Origin of the sequence: Diaphorobacter ruginosibacter (genome assembly GCF_040396215.1) — a bacterium.
Classification (GTDB): domain Bacteria; phylum Pseudomonadota; class Gammaproteobacteria; order Burkholderiales; family Burkholderiaceae_C; genus Diaphorobacter_A; species Diaphorobacter_A ruginosibacter_A.
In genome coordinates this window covers 1-17524 of sequence record NZ_JBEBOW010000076.1, presented here as the reverse complement: position 1 = coordinate 17524, position 17524 = coordinate 1, and the positions used below count along the sequence as shown (strand labels likewise).

Here is a 17524-nt window from a genome sequence, read left to right as displayed (position 1 = left end):
GAGATCGTGAACACGTTCTCAGGCGCCGGTTTCCGGCATTTTGCGCACTTCGATCTCCAGGCCCGTCGCCGCATCGATCTTCAGCCCCTTGGGCAGCGGAAACTTCACCGTCTCCTCGATGCCGTTCATCTTGCGCACGGACGTCGCACCCAGCTCCTTGATGCGGGCCACCACATCCTTGACCAACACTTCGGGCGCGGAGGCGCCAGCCGTCAGGCCCACGCGCGCCACGCCGTCGAACCACTCATGGCGCAGCTCGTCCACGCCATCGACCATGTAGGCGGGGGTTCCCAGCCGCACGGACAGCTCACGCAGGCGGTTGCTGTTGGAGCTGGTAGGGCTGCCCACGACGATCACCAGATCGACCTGGCCGCTGAGCACCTTCACCGCGTCCTGGCGGTTCTGCGTGGCGTAGCAGATGTCCTGCTGCTTGGGCTCGCGCACATTCGGAAAGCGCCGGCGCACGGCGCTCGTGATCTCGGCGGCGTCATCCACCGACAGCGTGGTCTGCGTGACGACGGCCAGAAGCTCGGTCTGCGACGGCTGCACCGCTGCCACGTCGGCAACATCTTCCACCAGATGGATGCCTTCGGAGAGCTGGCCCATCGTGCCTTCCACCTCGGGATGCCCCTTGTGGCCGATCATGATGAATTCGTAGCCTTCCCGGGCGAGCTTGGCGACCTCCACGTGCACCTTGGTCACCAGCGGGCAGGTCGCATCGAAGATCCGGAAGCCGCGCGCCTGGGCCTCGCGCTGCACCGCCTTGCTCACGCCGTGGGCGCTGAACACCAGCGTCGCGCCCGGCGGCACTTCGTCCAGGTCCTCGATGAAGATCGCGCCCTTGCTCTTGAGGTCGTTGACCACATAGGTGTTGTGCACGATTTCGTGGCGCACGTAGATCGGGCGGCCGAACTTCTGCAGCGCGCGCTCGACGATCTCGATCGCGCGGTCCACGCCGGCGCAGAAGCCGCGCGGCTCGGCCAGAACGATTTCCTGGGGTTTTTGCATGGGGCTGACGTGATCTCTGTTGTTGCTTGTCTTTTCGCTCGCGGACGCTCAGAGCACGCCGATCAGTTGCACCTCGAACGTCACCGGCAGGCCGGCGAGCGGATGGCTGAAGTCGAACAGCACGGCGCCATCGCTCTCGCGCACGTCCAGCACGGTACCCGCGAAAGTGCCCGAGTTGTCGGGAGTGGGGAACTGCACCACGTCGCCAAGGGTGTATTGCTCCATGGGATCGCCCATTTCATCCAGCACCTTGCGGGCCAGCCACTGCTGCATGTCCGGATTGCGCTCGCCGAAGGCGACGCCCGCGGGCAGCTCGAACGTGGCGCGCGTGCCTTCGGCCATGCCGATGAGGCGCTCCTCGACCGCCGGGGCCAGCTCGCCCGAACCCAGTGACAAGGTGGCGGGCGGGCCGTCGAACGTATTGATCACGTCGCCCGCCGGGCCGGCCAGGCGGTAGTGCAGGGTCAGGAAGGAGCCGGGTTGCACCGTTGGTACGGTGGAGTCGGTAACGGAAGTGGAACTTGACATGAATGGCCTCGCTATGAGCCCCCATTGTAAAAAATCAGGGATTCCCCCATGAGCACACATGCCCCGAGGCCTATCCGACATGCCCATCAAAGACCTGCCCACCGATGCGCGCCCCCGCGAAAAACTGCTGTCACGCGGCCCGCAAGCCCTGTCGGACGCCGAGTTGCTGGCCATCGTGCTGCGCACGGGGATCAAGGGCAAGGGCGTGCTGCAATTGGCCCAGGAGCTGATTTCCCCCCTTCCTGCCGAGCCGCCCGCCGCCTCCGCCTGCCTCGTGCAAGAGCCCTGCGCCGCCAGCCGCGCGGGCTTTGGCGGCATCTCCGGCCTGCTGCGCGCAAGCAGCGGCGACCTCAGGCGCGTCAAGGGCCTCGGCCCCGCCAAGCGCGCCGAACTGATGGCCGTGCTGGAGCTCTCGCGCCGCGCCATGGCCGAGCAGTTGGGCGAGCGCGCGGTGTTCGACTCGCCGCAGACCGTCAAGCAATACCTGATGCTGAATCTCTCCGGCAAGACCCATGAAGTGTTCGCGGTGCTGTTCCTGGACAGCCAGCACCGGCTGATCGCGATGGAGGAAATGTTCCAGGGCACGCTCACCCAGACCAGCGTCTATCCGCGCGAAGTGGTCAAGCGCGCCCTGCACCACCACGCCGCCGCCCTGGTGCTGGCGCACAACCACCCCAGCGGGAACACCCAGCCCAGCCAGGCGGACGTGCAGCTCACCCGGACGCTGGCGAGCGCCGTGGCGCTGGTGGACGTGCGCGTGCTCGACCACCTGGTGATCGCGCCGGGACAGGCCTTGTCGATGGCCGAGGAAGGGTTGATGTAGGCCGCCGCGACGGCTCGCATCCAAAGCGGGGCGCCCGGCCGGCGGCCCGGCTTTGGCCCTCTTCGCCAAAAGACACTGCGCATGAGGTACAAACACCGATGTTGTCCGTCGTGCCATGCCAGAAATCAAAGTCCGTTCGCTCTCTGATCTGAAAACCTTGCGCAAAGCCATCGCAGAGGCTGCACAGCGCGAGGCCGAGAGGCGGCGCGCCCTGGAACAAGCCCAGCGCAAGGCCCGCCTGCAGCACGATCTGTTCCGGGAATCCATTGGATCGATCCAGCCGCTGAAAGGCCAGCACAACCGCCTCTGGTACAGCCCCGAGCCCCCGCAGCCCGTTCCCGCGCAGCGCGAACGCGACGAAGAGCGCGTGCTGCTCGAATCGCTGAGCGACGCGTTCGACGTCGGCACCCTGCTGGACACCGACGACCAGCTCAGCTTCCGCCGCCCCGGCGTGGGCACCGACGTCACGCGCAAGCTGCGCGCGGGGCACTGGAGCATCCAGCGCCAGCTCGACCTGCACGGGCTGCGCACCGACGAGGCGCGCGAAGCGCTGGGCGAATTCATCCGCCTGTCGTTTCGCACCGGCGTGCGCTGCGTTCGCGTCGTCCACGGCAAGGGGCTGGGCTCGCCCGGCAAGACGCCGGTGCTCAAGGGCCGCGTGCAAAGCTGGCTCGTGCAGAAAAAGGAAGTGCTGGCATTCGTGCAGGCACGGCCCGCCGAAGGCGGCGCGGGCGCGCTGGTGGTGCTGCTGCAACCGTCCCAGCGCAGGCATGCGGGATGAATGCCGCCGGCGGAACCGACCACGCGGTATCGCGCGGTATCGGTTACGCGATATCGGTCACCTGTTCCGCATCCAGTCCGCCGTTCCCATGAAACTCTGGTTCAGCCGGTCGCGCAAATCCCGCGGCACACCCGTCTCGCCCATGGCCTGGTCCATGCACGCCACCCATTGGTCGCGCTCCTGGATGCCGATGGAGAACGGGAGATGCCGCATCCGCAAGCGCGGATGGCCGAAGCGCTCCTGGTAGTGATCCGGGCCGCCCAGCCAGCCGCACAGGAACCAGAACAGCTTCTGGCGCGCATCCGCAAGCGACGGGCCGTGCGCGGCGCGCAACTCCCTGTAGGCCGGCTCCAGATCCATGAGGTCATAGAAATGCGTGACCAGTTCATGCACCTTGTCCTCGCCCCCGATCCATTCGAATGGCGTAGCGGGCGAGTTCGGCTGGGTGGATTCTTCAGACATGGCAAGGCGAGAAATCAATCAACGATTCAAGTCAACAAATCGTCATTGTCCCGCACATAGGCATTGCCACAACACAAAAAGCAATACAGCAACCGCCCGGCTCAGACCCACTGTCGCGCGGAATGCTGAACAGGCATGGGATGCAGGGCTTCCAGCAGCTCGGGGGGCTCCAACGTGTCCCCGTCCTCGCCTTCATCGCCGTCATCCGACTCTTCATCGCCGGGCACGACTTCCACTTGCGCCGCGTCTTCCTCGCTGGAGATCCAGAAGGCGGTTTCCACGTTCCAGAACATCAGGACGCCGCTCAGGCCCAGCATCAGCATCAGCCAGAAAGTGCGCCACCAGCCCCCGAAGAAGGGCCGTGAGAGCCTGAACGCCGCCGCAATCACCCACGCCGTCGCTGCGGCGCCCAGCGCGATGTATTGCAGCAAGGGGCTTGGCCCCTCGTCGCCAGCGGACTTGCGCCAGGCGATGAGGTACAGGCCAAGTAGAAACGGCGGCATCAGCGCCCAGGATTGCAAGGCAAACCAGGCCAGGACCCGCGCGGGTGACGGTGCGGATTGCGGATTGCCCCGGGGCATGAAGCACCAGGCCATCCAGAGCACGAACAGGCAGAAGCTCCATTGCAGCAGCCAGCCCTCGTAATAGAACAGCACGTCGCCAGCGCTCAGGGCGCGCTCGGCCATCACCGCCACCCCATTGGCCGACAGCACGAGGAGCGCGAGTTTCCATGGGCCGATGGAGGCGTTCTGGCCGATGCGCGGGCGCAACAGAATGGACGCGCGCAAGCCCTCCCAAAGCCAGCGGAAAAAGGAGGGTGAATACGGATTCGCGGCAGCGGCAGCGACAGCCCCGGCGTCACGCGCCCCCCGCACCGCGGCGCACGCCTGGTGCGTAGAGTTCTCTGTCAATTTTTCAGTCATGTGGAATGTCACTGCCCGCGAGCATACAGGGGCAGCGCCATTCCAGTGGTTTCATTGTGCAGCGCGCCTGAGCGTATCCACGACAGGCCGCCGCAGCACCTCGCGCAGCCCCCACCAGCCGGCGGCCAGCGCCAGCACGGCACCGCAGGCGGCGCCGGCCAGCGGAACCCACAACGGCGCATTCCAGCTGAAATCGAACACGTAGCGCGCAAGCGCCCAGCCCACGGCGAGCGCCACCACGCTGGCAAGAAAGCCGGCCAGCAGTCCCACGCCCGCCAGTTCGGCGCTCTGCACCTGCCGCAGCGTCCGCGCGCGCGCGCCGACCGCGCGCATGATGGCGAACTCGCGCGCACGTTCCTCGCGCGTCGCGGTCACCGCCGCGAACAGCACGACCAGACCGGCGGCCAGGGTGAAGCCGAACAGGAACTCCACCGCGCGGATCACCTGCCCCAGAACCGACTGGACCTGCTGCAAGGTAGCGCTCAGATCGACGTTGGTGATGTTGGGAAACTCGCGCACGAGCGCGTTGTCGAACCCCTGCATATCGGGTGCCCGGTAAGCCGCAAGATAGGTCAGCGGCACGTCGGGCATGTGCGCGACGGGATACATCACGAAGAAATTCGCACGCATCGAAGCCCAGTCCACCTTGCGCAGGCTGGTGATCCTGGCCTCGCTCAGGACGCCGCCGATGTCAAAGCGCAGCGTGTCGCCCAGCTTCAGCCCCAGCGTTCCTGCGATGCCTTCCTCGACGCTCAGGGCGCCGCGTTCTTCCTCCGTCCACTTGCCGCCAACGATCAGGTTGTGCTCGGGCGGCCGGGCGGCGTTCGACAGGTTGAACTCCCGGTCCACCAGGCGCCTGGCCCGCTCGTCGGCGAAATCTTCGGGGCCGACGTCCTTGCCGTTGATGGCGACGAGGCGGCCGCGAATCATCGGATACCAGTCGAACCTTTCCACATGCGCCTGCTTCAGGGCGGCCTGAAAGGCCTGCGCCTGCTCCGGCAGCACGTTGATCACGAAGCGGTTGGGCGCATCGGGCGGCGTCGCCCGCTGCCAGCTGCCGATGAGATCGGTGCGCAGCAGCACCAGCAGCACCAGCGCGAGCAAGCCCACCGACAGGCTGCTGACCTGCATCACGGCATAGGCCGGGCGCGCTGAAATCTGCCGCGTTGCAAGCACCAGCCAGCGCGGCGCGGTGCTCTCGTTCACCAGGCGGCGCAGCAGCTTCACGGCAAGCCACGCCAGCACCGCGAAGCACACGGCCGCCGCGGCAAACCCGCCCACCGCGATGCCGCCCAGCGTCAGATCGCGGCTCACCACCATCAGCAGCACGCCAAAACCGGCCATGCCGATGGCCAGCACCAGGATCGACACCGGCTTGAATCCTCCAAGATCACGCCGGATCACCCGCAGCGGCGGAACCTGCGCGAGCTGCAGCACCGGCGGAAGCCCGAACGCTGCCATCAGCGTGAGGCCAACGCCAAGCCCGAACAGGACCGGCCAGCCACCCGCCGCCGGCAGCGCCGCGCTCACCAGCCCGCTGAATATCCAGACGAAAGCGTAGTGCACAGCAAAGCCAAGCGCCACGCCCAGCAGGCTGGCGAACAGGCCGATCAGGGTGAACTCGATGGCGTAGGCCCACACGATGGTGCGCTGGCTTTGCCCGAGCACCCGCAGCATGGCCGCCGCGTCGAGGTGCTCGTTGGCGAATCCGCGCGCGGCCAGGGCCACGGCAACGGCGCAAAGCAAGGCGCACAGAAGCGCCACCAGATTCAGGAAATTCTGGGCGCGCACCAGCGTCTGGTGCATTTCCGGGCGGCCGCTGTCGATCGACTCGACGCGGACCCCGCGCACGTCGTGCGCCTCGGCCTGCCGCACGGCAAAGGCCTTGAACCGTGCGAGCGCGCGCGGATCCTCGCCAGCCACCGCCAGGCGGTAGGAGATGCGGCTTGCCGGCTGCACCAGTCCCGTCGCCTTCAGATCGCCCGCCGCGATCATCACGCGCGGCGCGAAACTCATGAAATTCGTGCCGCGGTCGGGCTCGAAGGCGATGATGCGGCCGACCCTGAGCGTGGCATCGCCCAGCAACAGCTCGTCGCCCAGCCCGATGCCGAGCGCTTCGAGCAGCGGCGCGTCCACCCAGGCCTCGCCTGCCGCTGGAATGCCGCGCGCCGGCTCCGCGGGGGCCGAGGCCCGCGCGCTCACCTGCACCTGCCCGCGCAATGGATAGCCGTCCTCCACGCTCTTGAGCGCTACCAGCTTGCTCGCTGCGCCCTGCGCATCGCTGGCACGCGCCATGGTCGGAAAGTTCAGGGTGTTCGCGCTGCGCAGGCCCAGTCTTCTGGCTTCGTCGGCGAACAGCGCGGGCGGCGGGTTGTCGCTCACGATGACGACGTCGCCGCCCAGAAGCTGAAGCGCGTCGCGCTGCAGGCCGCCTTGCAGACGGTCGGAGAAAAAACCCACCGATGCGAGCGCTGCCACCGCCAGCGTCACAGCGACGATCAGCAGCCGCAATTCGCCGGCGCGCATGTCGCGCCACAGCGTGCGCCAACCCAGCGCCCAGGCGGAAGCGTTCATCACGGCAAGTCCCTTGGATCAGACATAGCGCACGGCCACGGGCGGGCGGCAGAAGCCCCAAAGCTGCATGCCCGCCTCATGGGCCAATTGCAGCGCAAGCGACGTGGGCGCGGAAATCGTCGCCAGCGCCGGGACTCCGATGCGCGCGCACTTGCGCACCAGCTCATAGCTGGTGCGGCTGGTCATCACCACGAAGCCCGGCTCGCCCAACTCCCCCGAAAGCGCCCGCGTTCCTATCAGCTTGTCGAGCGCATTATGGCGGCCCACGTCTTCGAGCACCTGCGCCAGCGAACCGTCGGGCCGCGCCCATCCGGCCGCGTGCAGGGAGCCGGAACGCGCGTTCAGCTCCTGGCGCACGGCAAGCTCGGAGAACGCACGGCTGATTTCGTTCACACCCCATTGCCTGGTCCATTCCGACACCGTGACCGGCTCCGGGTGCAGGTCGAGCGCCTGAATGCTGTCGATGCCGCAAACGCCGCAGCCCGTGCGCCCGGCAAGCGTTCGGCGCTGCTCCTTCAGGCGCGCGAAATGGCGCGATGGAATCTCCACGTGTACCGCGCAGCTGGCATCGGGAGTCCCCGCCGCGTGGACCCGCACCTCGATGTCCCGGCAATCCGCGCGGCTGTCCACGATGCCCTCGCTGATCGAGAAACCGATGCCAAACTCCACCAGATCGTGCGGGCTTGCCATCATCACGGCGTGCGAAATGCCATTGAAAACAACGGCGACCGGCACCTCGGCCGAGACCTCGCGCTCCACCGGCAGCGCCTTCCCGTCCTCGCAGGACCATTGCAGCGCCCGCACGCTCACCAGCGGCGGCAGGCACGCGCCGGGCGCATCGGCCAGACAGGCTTGCCGCCCGCCATCAGGAAAATTCTCAAAATCTTGCATACCACAACGATACCAGCCAGCAAATAGCTACTTTGTCCCACAAATCCGACCGCCCTGGATTTTCGGCAAAGCGTTAAGATGATTGCCAGTCATCAAAGCCACGATGCCCGGCGCATCCAGCCAGTCTCAGCTCTCGCGTCCACTGGCGTAAACCCCGGCGCCTGCTACGTGTATTTGACCTAAAGTTTGGCAGCCTGGGGGCGGATCGCCCCAGGCGCTCCGGTGCGCGCCCATCGAAACGCGCCGGATATGCCGGTTTCTCGAATTACCCACGATGAGTTTCCAATCACTATTATTCAAGGAGGATCTGTCATGGACATGAACAGAAGACATTTCTTCCGCATGAGCGGGGCGGGCCTCGTCGGCTCCAGCCTCGTCGCCATGGGCTTCTCGCCCACGGCGGCTCTTGCGGAAGTGCGTCAGTTCAAGCTCGCGTCGACCACGGTCACGCGCCAGACCTGCACATATTGCTCGGTCGGCTGCGGCATCCTCATGTATGCGCTGGGCACCGGCAACCTGAACGCCAAGCGCTCCGTGATCCACGTCGAAGGCGACCCGGACCACCCCGTCAACCGCGGAACGCTGTGTCCCAAGGGCGCGGGCCTGCTCGATTTCATCAACAGCCCCAACCGCCTGCTCCACCCCGAGTACCGCGCGCCGGGCTCCAACCAGTGGCAGCGCATCTCCTGGGATGACGCGCTCACCCGCATCGCCAAGCTCCTGAAGGACGACCGCGACGCGAACTTCCAGGCCAGGACCGATGACGGCCTGACGGTGAACCGCTGGCTGACCACCGGCATGCTGGCGGCATCGGCCGCAAGCAACGAAGCCGGATACATCACACACAAGGTGGCCCGTTCCTGGGGCCTGCTGGCATTCGACAACCAAGCCCGTGTTTGACACGGCCCGACGGTGGCAGGTCTTGCCCCGACGTTTGGCCGTGGAGCGATGACGAACCATTGGGTCGACATCAAAAATGCGGACGTCATTCTGATCATGGGCGGCAATGCCGCCGAAGCGCACCCTTGCGGCTTCAAATGGGTGACCGAAGCGAAGGCGCACAACAAGGCGCACTTCATGGTGGTGGACCCGCGTTTCAACCGTTCAGCCTCGGTGGCGGATTTCTACGCGCCGATCCGTTCGGGCAGCGACATCGTCTTCCTTGGCGGGATCATCAATTACCTGCTCACGAACGACAGGATCCACCACGAGTACGTGAAGAACTACACGGACTTCACCTTCATCGTGCGCGACGACTTCGAGTTCGTGGACGGCATCTTCTCGGGCTACAACGAGGAGAAGCGCACCTACGACAAGAAGAGCTGGGACTATGAGCTCGGCGAAGACGGCTTCGTCAAGACCGACCCGACGCTGCAGCACCCGCGCTGCGTCTACCAGCTCATGAAGAAGCACTACGAGAGCTACACCCCTGAAAAGGTGGAAACCATCTGCGGCACGCCCAAGGAGAAATTCCTGCACGTCGCCGAGAAGTTCGCCTCGACCGCGGTGCCTGGCCGCGCGGCCACCATCATGTACGCGCTTGGATGGACGCAGCACTCCATCGGCTCGCAGATTCTGCGCTGCGGCGCCATGGTGCAGCTGCTGTGCGGCAACATCGGCGTCGCCGGCGGCGGCATGAACGCGCTGCGCGGCCACTCCAACATCCAGGGCCTGACCGACCTGGGCCTGCTGTCCAACGCACTGCCCGGCTACCTGACCCTGGCGAACCAGGGCGAGCAGGACTACCAGAAGTACATCGAGGCACGCACGCAAAAGCCTTTGCGCGCCAACCAGATGAGCTACTGGCAGAACTACCCCAAGTTCCACGTCAGCCTGATGAAGTCGTTCTTCGGCGCCGCCGCCACGGCGGAAAACGACTGGGCATACGACTATCTGCCCAAGCTGGACAAGCAGTACGACATGCTGCAGTACTTCCAGCTCATGAACGAAGGAAAGGTCAATGGCTACATCGCGCAGGGCTTCAACCCAATCGCGGCGCTGTCCAACAGCACCCGCGTGCGCGACGGACTGTCCAAGCTGAAGTTCCTGGTCATCATGGACCCGCTGGCCACCGAAACGTCGGAGTTCTGGCGCAATTTCGGCGAGTTCAATGACGTGGACACCCAATCGATCCAGACCGAAGTGTTCCGCCTGCCGACCACCTGCTTCGCAGAGGAAGACGGCGCCGTGGTGAGTTCGTCGCGCGTGCTGCAGTGGCACTGGAAGGCCGCGGAGCCGCCCGGAGAGGCCAAGACCGACGTGGCGATCATGTCCGCGCTGCACATGCGCCTGAAGGCTCTGTACGGCAAGGACGGCGGCGCGTTCCCCGACCCGATCATGAACCTCGACTGGAAGTACGCCCAGCCGGCTCACCCTTCCTCGGAGGAAATCGCCAAGGAGTACAACGGCAAGGCGCTCGTCGACCTGACCGACCCCAAGGATCCAACCAAGGTGCTGCGCCCCGCGGGCCAGCAGATCGCCGGTTTCGGCGAACTGCGCGACGATGGGACCACGGCCTCGGGCTGCTGGATCTATGCGGGCGCCTGGACGGCCGCGGGCAACCAGATGGGCCGCCGCGACAATTCCGACCCGACCGGCATCGGCAACACGCTGAACTGGGCCTGGGCATGGCCGGCGAACCGCCGCGTGCTCTACAACCGCGCTTCCGCCGACGTGGCGGGCAAGCCGTTCAATCCGAACCGCGAGCTCATCAAGTGGAACGGCAAGGCATGGGTGGGAGCCGACGTTCCCGACACCGGCGTGGGCATCGCGCCCGAAACCGGCAATGGCCCCTTCATCATGAACCCGGAAGGCGTTGCGCGCTTCTTCGCGCGCAAGAGCATGGCCGAAGGACCGTTCCCGACGCACTACGAGCCGTTCGACACGCCGGTCGGCAAGAACCCGATGTACCCGGACAACCCCAAGGCCACCAGCTCGCCAGCGGCGCGGGTGTTCCCGCACATCTGGGAGACGTTCGGCAAGGCGGACGAGTTCCCGCACGTGGGCACGACCTACCGCCTGACGGAGCACTTCCACTATTGGACCAAGCACTCGCTGGTCAATGCCATCACGCAGCCGGAGCAGTTCGTCGAGATCGGCGAGGCGCTGGCCAAGGAGATCGGCATCGCCGCCGGCGACCGCGTGAAGGTGTCCTCCAAGCGCGGCACGATCAAGGCCGTGGCCGTGGTCACCAAGCGCATCAAGCCGATGAAGATCGAGGGCAGGATGGTGCACCACGTGGGCATTCCGATCCACTGGGGCTTCAAGGGAGTGACCAAGCCGGGCTATCTGGCCAACACGCTCACGCCGTTCGTCGGCGACGGCAACAGCAACACGCCGGAATTCAAGACGTTCCTCGTGAAGGTCGAGAAGATCTAGGAGGAGCCACTGATGTCAATGCAATCTCTCGATATCATGCGCCTCTCGGCCACGACGACCACGCCGCCGCAGGCACGGTCGCCGCAGTCCGGCGATGTCGCCAAGCTCATCGACGTCACCAAGTGCATCGGCTGCAAGGCCTGCCAGGTGGCGTGCATGGAGTGGAACGACCTGCGCCAGGAGCCCGGCCAGAACCACGGCACCTACGACAACCCGACCGACCTGACCGAGAACGCGTGGACGGTGATGAGATTCACCGAATACGACAACGAGGCCACGGGCAATCTGGAGTGGCTCATCCGCAAGGATGGCTGCATGCACTGCGCCGAGCCTGGCTGCCTCAAGGCCTGCCCGTCGCCCGGAGCGATCGTGCAGTACACCAACGGCATCGTGGATTTCCATGAAGAGAACTGCGTCGGCTGCGGCTACTGCATCACGGGCTGCCCGTTCAACGTGCCGCGCATCTCCAAGAAGGACCACAAGGCCTACAAGTGCACGCTGTGCTCCGACCGCGTCGCCGTGGGCCGCGAGCCCGCCTGCGTCACCACCTGCCCGACCGGCGCCATCGTGTTCGGCACCAAGAAGGCGATGAAGGACCATGCGGCCGAACGCGTTCAGGATCTCAACGAGCGCGGCTTCAAGGAAGCCGGGCTCTACGATCCGCAAGGCGTGGGCGGCACGCACGTGATGTACGTCCTGCACCATGCGGACAGGCCATCGCTGTATGCCAATCTGCCCGACGCTCCCACCATCAGCCCCATGGTGAGCCTGTGGAAGGGTCTTGCCAAGCCGGTGTCCGCGGCGCTGCTGGGCGCGGCCGCCCTGGGCAGCCTGTTCCACTACATCACCAAGGGTCCGAACGACGTCTCCAAGGAACTGGAAGACGAGATGGACGCCAAGGGCGTGGGTTCTTCCGACAATGCAAAGAATGAGGAGATGGCGCCATGAGACGTAATCCCAATGACTTGCAGCGCTACACAGCCTCGGAGCGCCTGAACCACTGGATCGTGGGCATCTGCTTCATCCTGCTGGCGCTCTCCGGCCTGGCGTTCTTTCACCCGGCGTTCTTCCCGCTGACCATGCTGTTCGGCGGCGGCCCGTGGGCGCGCATCCTGCACCCCTACATCGGGGTGGTGATGTTCGTGTTCTTCCTTGTGATGTTCCTGCGGTTCGCCAGCCTGAACCTCATCGAGAAGCGCGACATCGAATGGCTCAGGAACGTCAACAAGATGGTGGATGGCGACGACCACGACATGCCCGAACAAGGCAAGTACAACGGCGGCCAGAAGGTGCTGTTCTGGGGCCTGGGCATCGGCATGCTGGCGCTCATCGCCAGCGGCGTGCTGATGTGGCGCGCGTGGCTGAACCTGCCCGTCACCGTGGTGCGCGCGGCCTCCGTGGTGCATGCCGCCGCCGCCGTGTGGATGATCGGCCTGATCATCATGCACGTCTATGCCGCCATCTGGACGCGCGGCACCATCCGCGCCATGATGTACGGCACCGTGACGCGCGCATGGGCCAAGCAGCACCATCGCGGCTGGTATCGCAAGATGACGGGCGACAATAGCTGACACTGGCCGTCGAACCCTGCAACCCTGCCGCTGACTGCTCCGGGTAGTCGGCGGCAGTTTCTTTTTGGGAGCCATCTCACCGTGCAACGAATTCTTCAACCAGGCGACATCGAAGCCCTGGACCGTACCAACCCACAGCGCGTGCGCCTGCCGCAACCCGGCGTGATCTTCGCCGAGCGCGCCGCGCGGCTCGAGCAGAAGGCCGACGGCAATCCGATCGCCGACTACCTGCGCTTCGTCGCCCGCATCGTGCGCGCGCAGCAGAAGGCCGCGGCCAAAGTGCGGACAGCCGTTCCCGACGCAGCGCTCATCGCCCAGGCGCAGGAACACTCCATGCCGCTGCTTGCCGCGGCAAGCCACATCGATCCGGCATGGCTGGAGGTGCTCGACCAGCTGCTTGCCGATCTGCAGGCGGCCGGCGATATCCCCGAGCCCCTCGTGCCCACGCTCGCATCGCTCGCGCGGATGGACCACGAAGAGCGCGGGACACTGGCGCGCCGCGTGCTGGTCGGACTCATGACCGAAAGCGCCGACCTGGCGGCCGCGCCCATCATCATGGCCGCGCTGCAGGTGGTGTTCGCCCATCGGGCGAGCCAGCTCAGGGAGAGCGACATCCCGTACGTCGATCCCGCCACGGTCTGCCCGGTATGCGGCACGGCGCCGGTCGCCAGCGTGATTCGCATCGGCATGCGTGACGCGGGCCTGCGCTACCTGCACTGCGGCGCGTGCTGCACCGAATGGCACATGGTGCGCGTGAAGTGCAGCCACTGCGAGAGCACCAAGGGCGTGAGGTACCAGAAGATCGACGGCGCCGACGACTCCGTGATGGCAGAGACCTGCGAGGTGTGCCATACCTACCGCAAGATCAGCAACCAGGAAAAGGATCCTCTGGCGGAACCGCTGGCGGACGATCTGGCTACACTCATGCTGGACCTGCTGATGAGCGAGACCGAGTTCGCGCGCGCCAGCACCAACCCCTTGCTGCCGATGGCTGACACCGACGCGCCCGCCCCTTCACACTGACCCACAACCGCCATGCCCGTGGAACCCGCCGCCCTTCCCGCTTCAGATGCCGCCCGCCTGCCGTCCGTCGATCGCGTATTGGGCACACCCGAACTCAAGGCGCTGATCGCCCGGCATGGCGCGACGGCCTGCACGCAGAGCGTTCGCGCCGTGATCGACGGCCTGCGCCCCCAAGCGCTCGCGGGCAGTCTTGCGGCGCAAGACCTGGCCGCGCAGGCCATCGCCCGGCAAGTGGAGGAGCGGCTCGCGGCGCGGTTCGCTCCGCGCCTGAAGGCGGTGTTCAATCTCACGGGCACGGTGCTGCACACCAACCTGGGACGCGCGCTGCTGCCCGATGCGGCCGTGCAGGCGGTGATGCAGGCGCTCACCACACCCGCCAATCTCGAATTCGATCTGGCAACCGGGGGCCGTGGCGACCGCGATGACCTCATCAACGACCTGCTGCGCGAGCTGACCGGCGCGGAGGCCGCCACCGTGGTCAACAACAACGCGGCGGCGGTACTGCTCACGCTCAATGCGCTTGCCGCGCGCAAGCAGGTCATCGTCTCGCGCGGCGAGCTGGTGGAGATCGGCGGAGCATTCCGCATCCCCGACATCATGAGCCGCGCCGGCGCCCGGCTGGTCGAAGTCGGAACAACCAACCGCACGCACGCCAGGGACTACGCCGAAGCCATCACCGACCGCACCGCGCTGCTCATGAAAGTGCACTGCAGCAACTACGAGGTCAGGGGCTTCACCAAAAGCGTTTCCGAGTCCGAGGTCGCTGCCATCGCGCACGCCAAGGGCCTGCCGCTTGCCGTCGATCTGGGCAGCGGGACACTGATCGACCTGGCTGCATACGGCCTGCCCCATGAAGCCACCGTGCGCGAGACGATCGCGGCGGGAGCCGATCTCGTCACCTTCAGCGGCGACAAGCTGCTCGGCGGCCCGCAGGCCGGGCTGATCGTCGGCAACAAGGACCTGATCGCCAGGATCAAGAAGAACCCGCTCAAGCGGGCGCTGCGCGTGGGCAAGCTCACGCTGGCGGCGCTCGAGCCGGTTCTGCGCCTGTATCTCTCGCCCGAGCTTCTGCCCGAGCGGCTGACGACGCTGCGCCTTTTCACGCGCCCGCAGGCGCAGATGAAAGCACAGGCGCTGGCGCTGGCCGCCCCCCTGCAGGCTGCCGTGGGCGAATCCTACGAAGTGCGCGCGCAGCCCATGTTCAGCCAGATCGGAAGCGGCGCGCTGCCCGTGGACACACTGCCCAGCTACGGGCTGAGCATCCACCCGCTGCAGGCCAAGCGCGCGGGCCGCGCCCTCTCCGCGCTCGAAGCGGCGCTGCGCGGCCTGCCCCGTCCCGTCATCGGGCGCATCGCCGATGGCGCGCTGTGGCTCGATCTGCGCTGCCTGGAGGCCCGCGACGAGGCCGGCTTCACGCAGCAGCTCGGCACGCTGGCGGAACATATCCTGCATGGCTGAAGACAGCATTCGCCGCCGCCCCATCCTTCCATCCCCTGACATCCGCGCATGATCATCGGTACAGCCGGTCACATCGACCACGGAAAGACTTCTCTGGTGCGCGCCCTCACCGGCGTGGAAACCGACCGTTTGCCCGAGGAAAAGCGGCGCGGTATTTCCATCGAACTCGGATATGCCTATCTGCACGCGGACCGCGGCGTGTCACTTGGCTTCGTGGACGTGCCGGGCCACGAGAAACTGCTGCACACCATGCTCGCCGGCGCCACCGGCATCGCGCATGCCCTGCTGGTGGTGGCTGCCGATGACGGCGTCATGCCGCAGACCCGCGAGCACTTCGCCGTCGTGTCGCTCCTCGGCGTGGAACAGGCCACGGTCGCCATCACCAAGATCGACCGGCTGGATGCCGCCGCGCGCGGCGAACGGCTGGCGGAAGTGCGCGCGGAAGTGGCGCGGCTGCTGGCCCCCTCGGCGCTCGCGGGATCGCCCGTCTTCGAGGTGTCAGCCATCTCGGGCGAAGGCGTGGCCGAATTGCGCGAGCATCTGCTCGCACTGGCTGCCGCGCACGATGAGGCCGGCGGACCGCCGACTGCGCCCCGGACCCACAGCGCATTCCGCATGGCCATCGACCGCTCGTTCACGCTGGCTGGCGTCGGCACCGTCGTCACCGGCAGCATCACCGGCGGCGCGGTGTCCGTGGGCGACACGCTCACGCTCAGTCCCGGCGCGAAGCAGGCCCGCGTGCGCGGCATCCATGCACTGAACCGCCAGGCCGAATCCGCCGCCAAAGGCCAGCGATGCGCGCTGTCCCTCGCGGGCGTCACCAAGGATGAAATCCACCGCGGCCAATGGATCTGCGCCGCTCCCATTGCCCTTGGCACTTCGCGCATCGACGTGCGGTGCGAGCTCTGGCCCGGCGAGGAACGCGCATTGCGCAGCGGGACGACCGTGCATGTGCACCTGGGCACCAGCGACGTCGTGGGCAGCATCGTGCTGCTCGACCGCGCCCTGCTCGAACCCGGTGAAAGCGCGCTTGCGCAAGTCGTTCTGCGCGAGGACATCGCCGCATGGCATGGCGACAAAGGCGTGCTGCGCGACGCATCCGCCAGCCGCACCGTCGCGGGCATCCGCGTGCTCGATCCGTTCGCGCCGCAGCGCTACCGGAGCACGCCCGAGCGCCTCGCCACTCTTCGCGCCCAGACACAGCCCCATCTGCCAGGGCGTATCGCGGCGCTGCTCGATCAATCAGCCCAGGGACTGGACCTGCATCGCACCGCCCGCGCCGAAGGCCTGGCGGGAGCGGACGCATTGCCCGTCGCCGCCGACGCGCTGCGCTTCGCCTCCGGCGGCATGGCGATCTCCCGGGCCGCGATGCAGACACTCAAGTCCCATGCGCTGGACCGCCTGCAGGCTTTCCACGCCGCATCCCCCGACGAGATCGGCCCCGACATCAAGCGCCTCAAGCGCCTCGCGGCGCCGCGCGTGGATGATGCGTTGTGGCTCCTTGTGATCCAGCAGCTCACGGCGGACGCCAGCATCGCGCGCAGCGGCCACTGGCTGCATCTGCCGGAACACGCTGTTCGCATGAACGAAGCTGAAGAACAGGCCGCCCAAAAGCTCCTGCCCCTGCTCGCCAACGGACAATTCGATCCACCGTGGGTGCGCACCCTGGCCGCGGATAGCGGCGTCCCCGAAGCGATGGTGCGGCAGACGCTCGCCAGCCTTGCGCGCCGCGGTCAGGTATTTCAGATCGTCAAGGATTTGTTCTATCCGCTGAATACAATCGAGCGTCTCGCCGATATTGCCCGCTCGTGCAACTCGTCCGACGCCGGCCTGCAGGCCGCTGCTTTTCGGGATGCCACGGGCCTGGGCCGCAAACGGGCGATTCAGTTGCTGGAATTCTTCGATCGCGTAGGATTCACCCGCCGCGTCCGGGATCAACATATGCTGCGCCCTGGCACGTCGCTTTTCGACGGCGGCGGCGAGACAGCCTGACACCCCGGGCGACATTGGAAGAGAAACGTCCCTGGTGGGGCGCCCGGGCTTCAAACCCGGTGGATTGCGCCATGCGCGGTCGGTAGGTTCGACTCCTGCTCTCTTCCGCCCC

Annotated in this window: 14 protein-coding genes and 1 tRNA gene; 9 read left to right on the top strand and 6 right to left on the bottom strand. The window is 66.4% G+C overall.

The features are described from left to right. Nucleotides 1-18: 18 nt before the first annotated feature. The gene (ispH, locus tag ABWP92_RS10780; RefSeq protein ID WP_353235376.1) at nucleotides 19-1008 is read right to left on the bottom strand and encodes a 4-hydroxy-3-methylbut-2-enyl diphosphate reductase; all 990 of its coding nucleotides are present in this window, start codon (nucleotides 1006-1008) and stop codon (nucleotides 19-21) included. Between the two features lie 48 nt (nucleotides 1009-1056). Next, entirely contained in the window at nucleotides 1057-1536 is a 480-nt protein-coding gene (locus tag ABWP92_RS10775) for an FKBP-type peptidyl-prolyl cis-trans isomerase (RefSeq protein WP_353235375.1), read from the bottom strand. Nucleotides 1537-1615: 79 nt separating this feature from the next. On the opposite strand from ABWP92_RS10775, the gene radC reads away from it, so the two are divergent. Both radC and ABWP92_RS10765 read left to right on the top strand, forming a co-directional pair. Next, nucleotides 1616-2359: a RadC family protein gene (gene radC, locus ABWP92_RS10770; protein ID WP_353235374.1), complete on the top strand. Its 744-nt coding sequence runs from the start codon at nucleotides 1616-1618 to the stop codon at nucleotides 2357-2359. Between the two features lie 115 nt (nucleotides 2360-2474). Next, complete coding sequence (locus tag ABWP92_RS10765) at nucleotides 2475-3140, top strand: Smr/MutS family protein (RefSeq protein WP_353235373.1); 666 nt, start codon at nucleotides 2475-2477, stop codon at nucleotides 3138-3140. 57 nt (nucleotides 3141-3197) lie between these two features. Here ABWP92_RS10765 and ABWP92_RS10760 read toward each other — a convergent pair whose 3' ends face one another. The 4 genes from ABWP92_RS10760 to fdhD all read right to left on the bottom strand — a co-directional run bounded on the left by ABWP92_RS10760 (nucleotide 3198) and on the right by fdhD (nucleotide 7990). Next, complete coding sequence (locus tag ABWP92_RS10760; RefSeq protein WP_353235372.1) at nucleotides 3198-3602, bottom strand: group II truncated hemoglobin; 405 nt, start codon at nucleotides 3600-3602, stop codon at nucleotides 3198-3200. 101 nt (nucleotides 3603-3703) lie between these two features. Further along, nucleotides 3704-4513, bottom strand: a complete 810-nt coding sequence (locus ABWP92_RS10755; protein WP_353235371.1) for a hypothetical protein — start codon at nucleotides 4511-4513, stop codon at nucleotides 3704-3706. Nucleotides 4514-4576: 63 nt separating this feature from the next. Beyond that, a complete protein-coding gene (locus ABWP92_RS10750; protein WP_353235377.1) occupies nucleotides 4577-7099 on the bottom strand; it encodes an ABC transporter permease in 2523 nt (840 codons plus the stop codon). Nucleotides 7100-7117: 18 nt separating this feature from the next. Beyond that, complete coding sequence (gene fdhD, locus ABWP92_RS10745) at nucleotides 7118-7990, bottom strand: formate dehydrogenase accessory sulfurtransferase FdhD (protein WP_353235370.1); 873 nt, start codon at nucleotides 7988-7990, stop codon at nucleotides 7118-7120. Nucleotides 7991-8302: 312 nt separating this feature from the next. Here fdhD and fdnG point away from each other — a divergent pair, with 312 nt between their 5' ends. The 7 genes from fdnG (at nucleotide 8303) to ABWP92_RS10710 (ending at nucleotide 17520) form a co-directional block, all read left to right on the top strand. Continuing rightward, a complete protein-coding gene (gene fdnG, locus ABWP92_RS10740; protein ID WP_353235369.1) occupies nucleotides 8303-11368 on the top strand; it encodes a formate dehydrogenase-N subunit alpha in 3066 nt (1021 codons plus the stop codon). 12 nt (nucleotides 11369-11380) lie between these two features. Continuing rightward, nucleotides 11381-12316 carry a formate dehydrogenase subunit beta gene (fdxH, locus tag ABWP92_RS10735; protein ID WP_353235368.1) on the top strand — a complete coding sequence of 312 codons (936 nt, stop codon included), beginning with the start codon at nucleotides 11381-11383 and terminating at the stop codon, nucleotides 12314-12316. Next, nucleotides 12313-12939 (top strand): formate dehydrogenase subunit gamma, encoded by a 627-nt coding sequence (locus ABWP92_RS10730; protein ID WP_353235367.1) that lies wholly within the window; start codon nucleotides 12313-12315, stop codon nucleotides 12937-12939. The genes fdxH and ABWP92_RS10730 overlap by 4 nt, the downstream gene beginning before the upstream one ends. Nucleotides 12940-13020: 81 nt before the next feature. Next, a complete protein-coding gene (fdhE, locus tag ABWP92_RS10725) occupies nucleotides 13021-13962 on the top strand; it encodes a formate dehydrogenase accessory protein FdhE (protein ID WP_353235366.1) in 942 nt (313 codons plus the stop codon). A gap of 12 nt (nucleotides 13963-13974) precedes the next feature. Continuing rightward, on the top strand, nucleotides 13975-15420 hold the full coding sequence (gene selA, locus ABWP92_RS10720; RefSeq protein WP_353235365.1) for an L-seryl-tRNA(Sec) selenium transferase: 1446 nt from the start codon (nucleotides 13975-13977) through the stop codon (nucleotides 15418-15420). 48 nt (nucleotides 15421-15468) lie between these two features. Next, nucleotides 15469-17412, top strand: coding sequence for a selenocysteine-specific translation elongation factor (gene selB / locus ABWP92_RS10715; RefSeq protein ID WP_353235364.1), 1944 nt, complete (start codon nucleotides 15469-15471; stop codon nucleotides 17410-17412). 16 nt (nucleotides 17413-17428) lie between these two features. Then, a tRNA-Sec gene (locus ABWP92_RS10710) sits at nucleotides 17429-17520 on the top strand. Nucleotides 17521-17524: the final 4 nt, after the last annotated feature.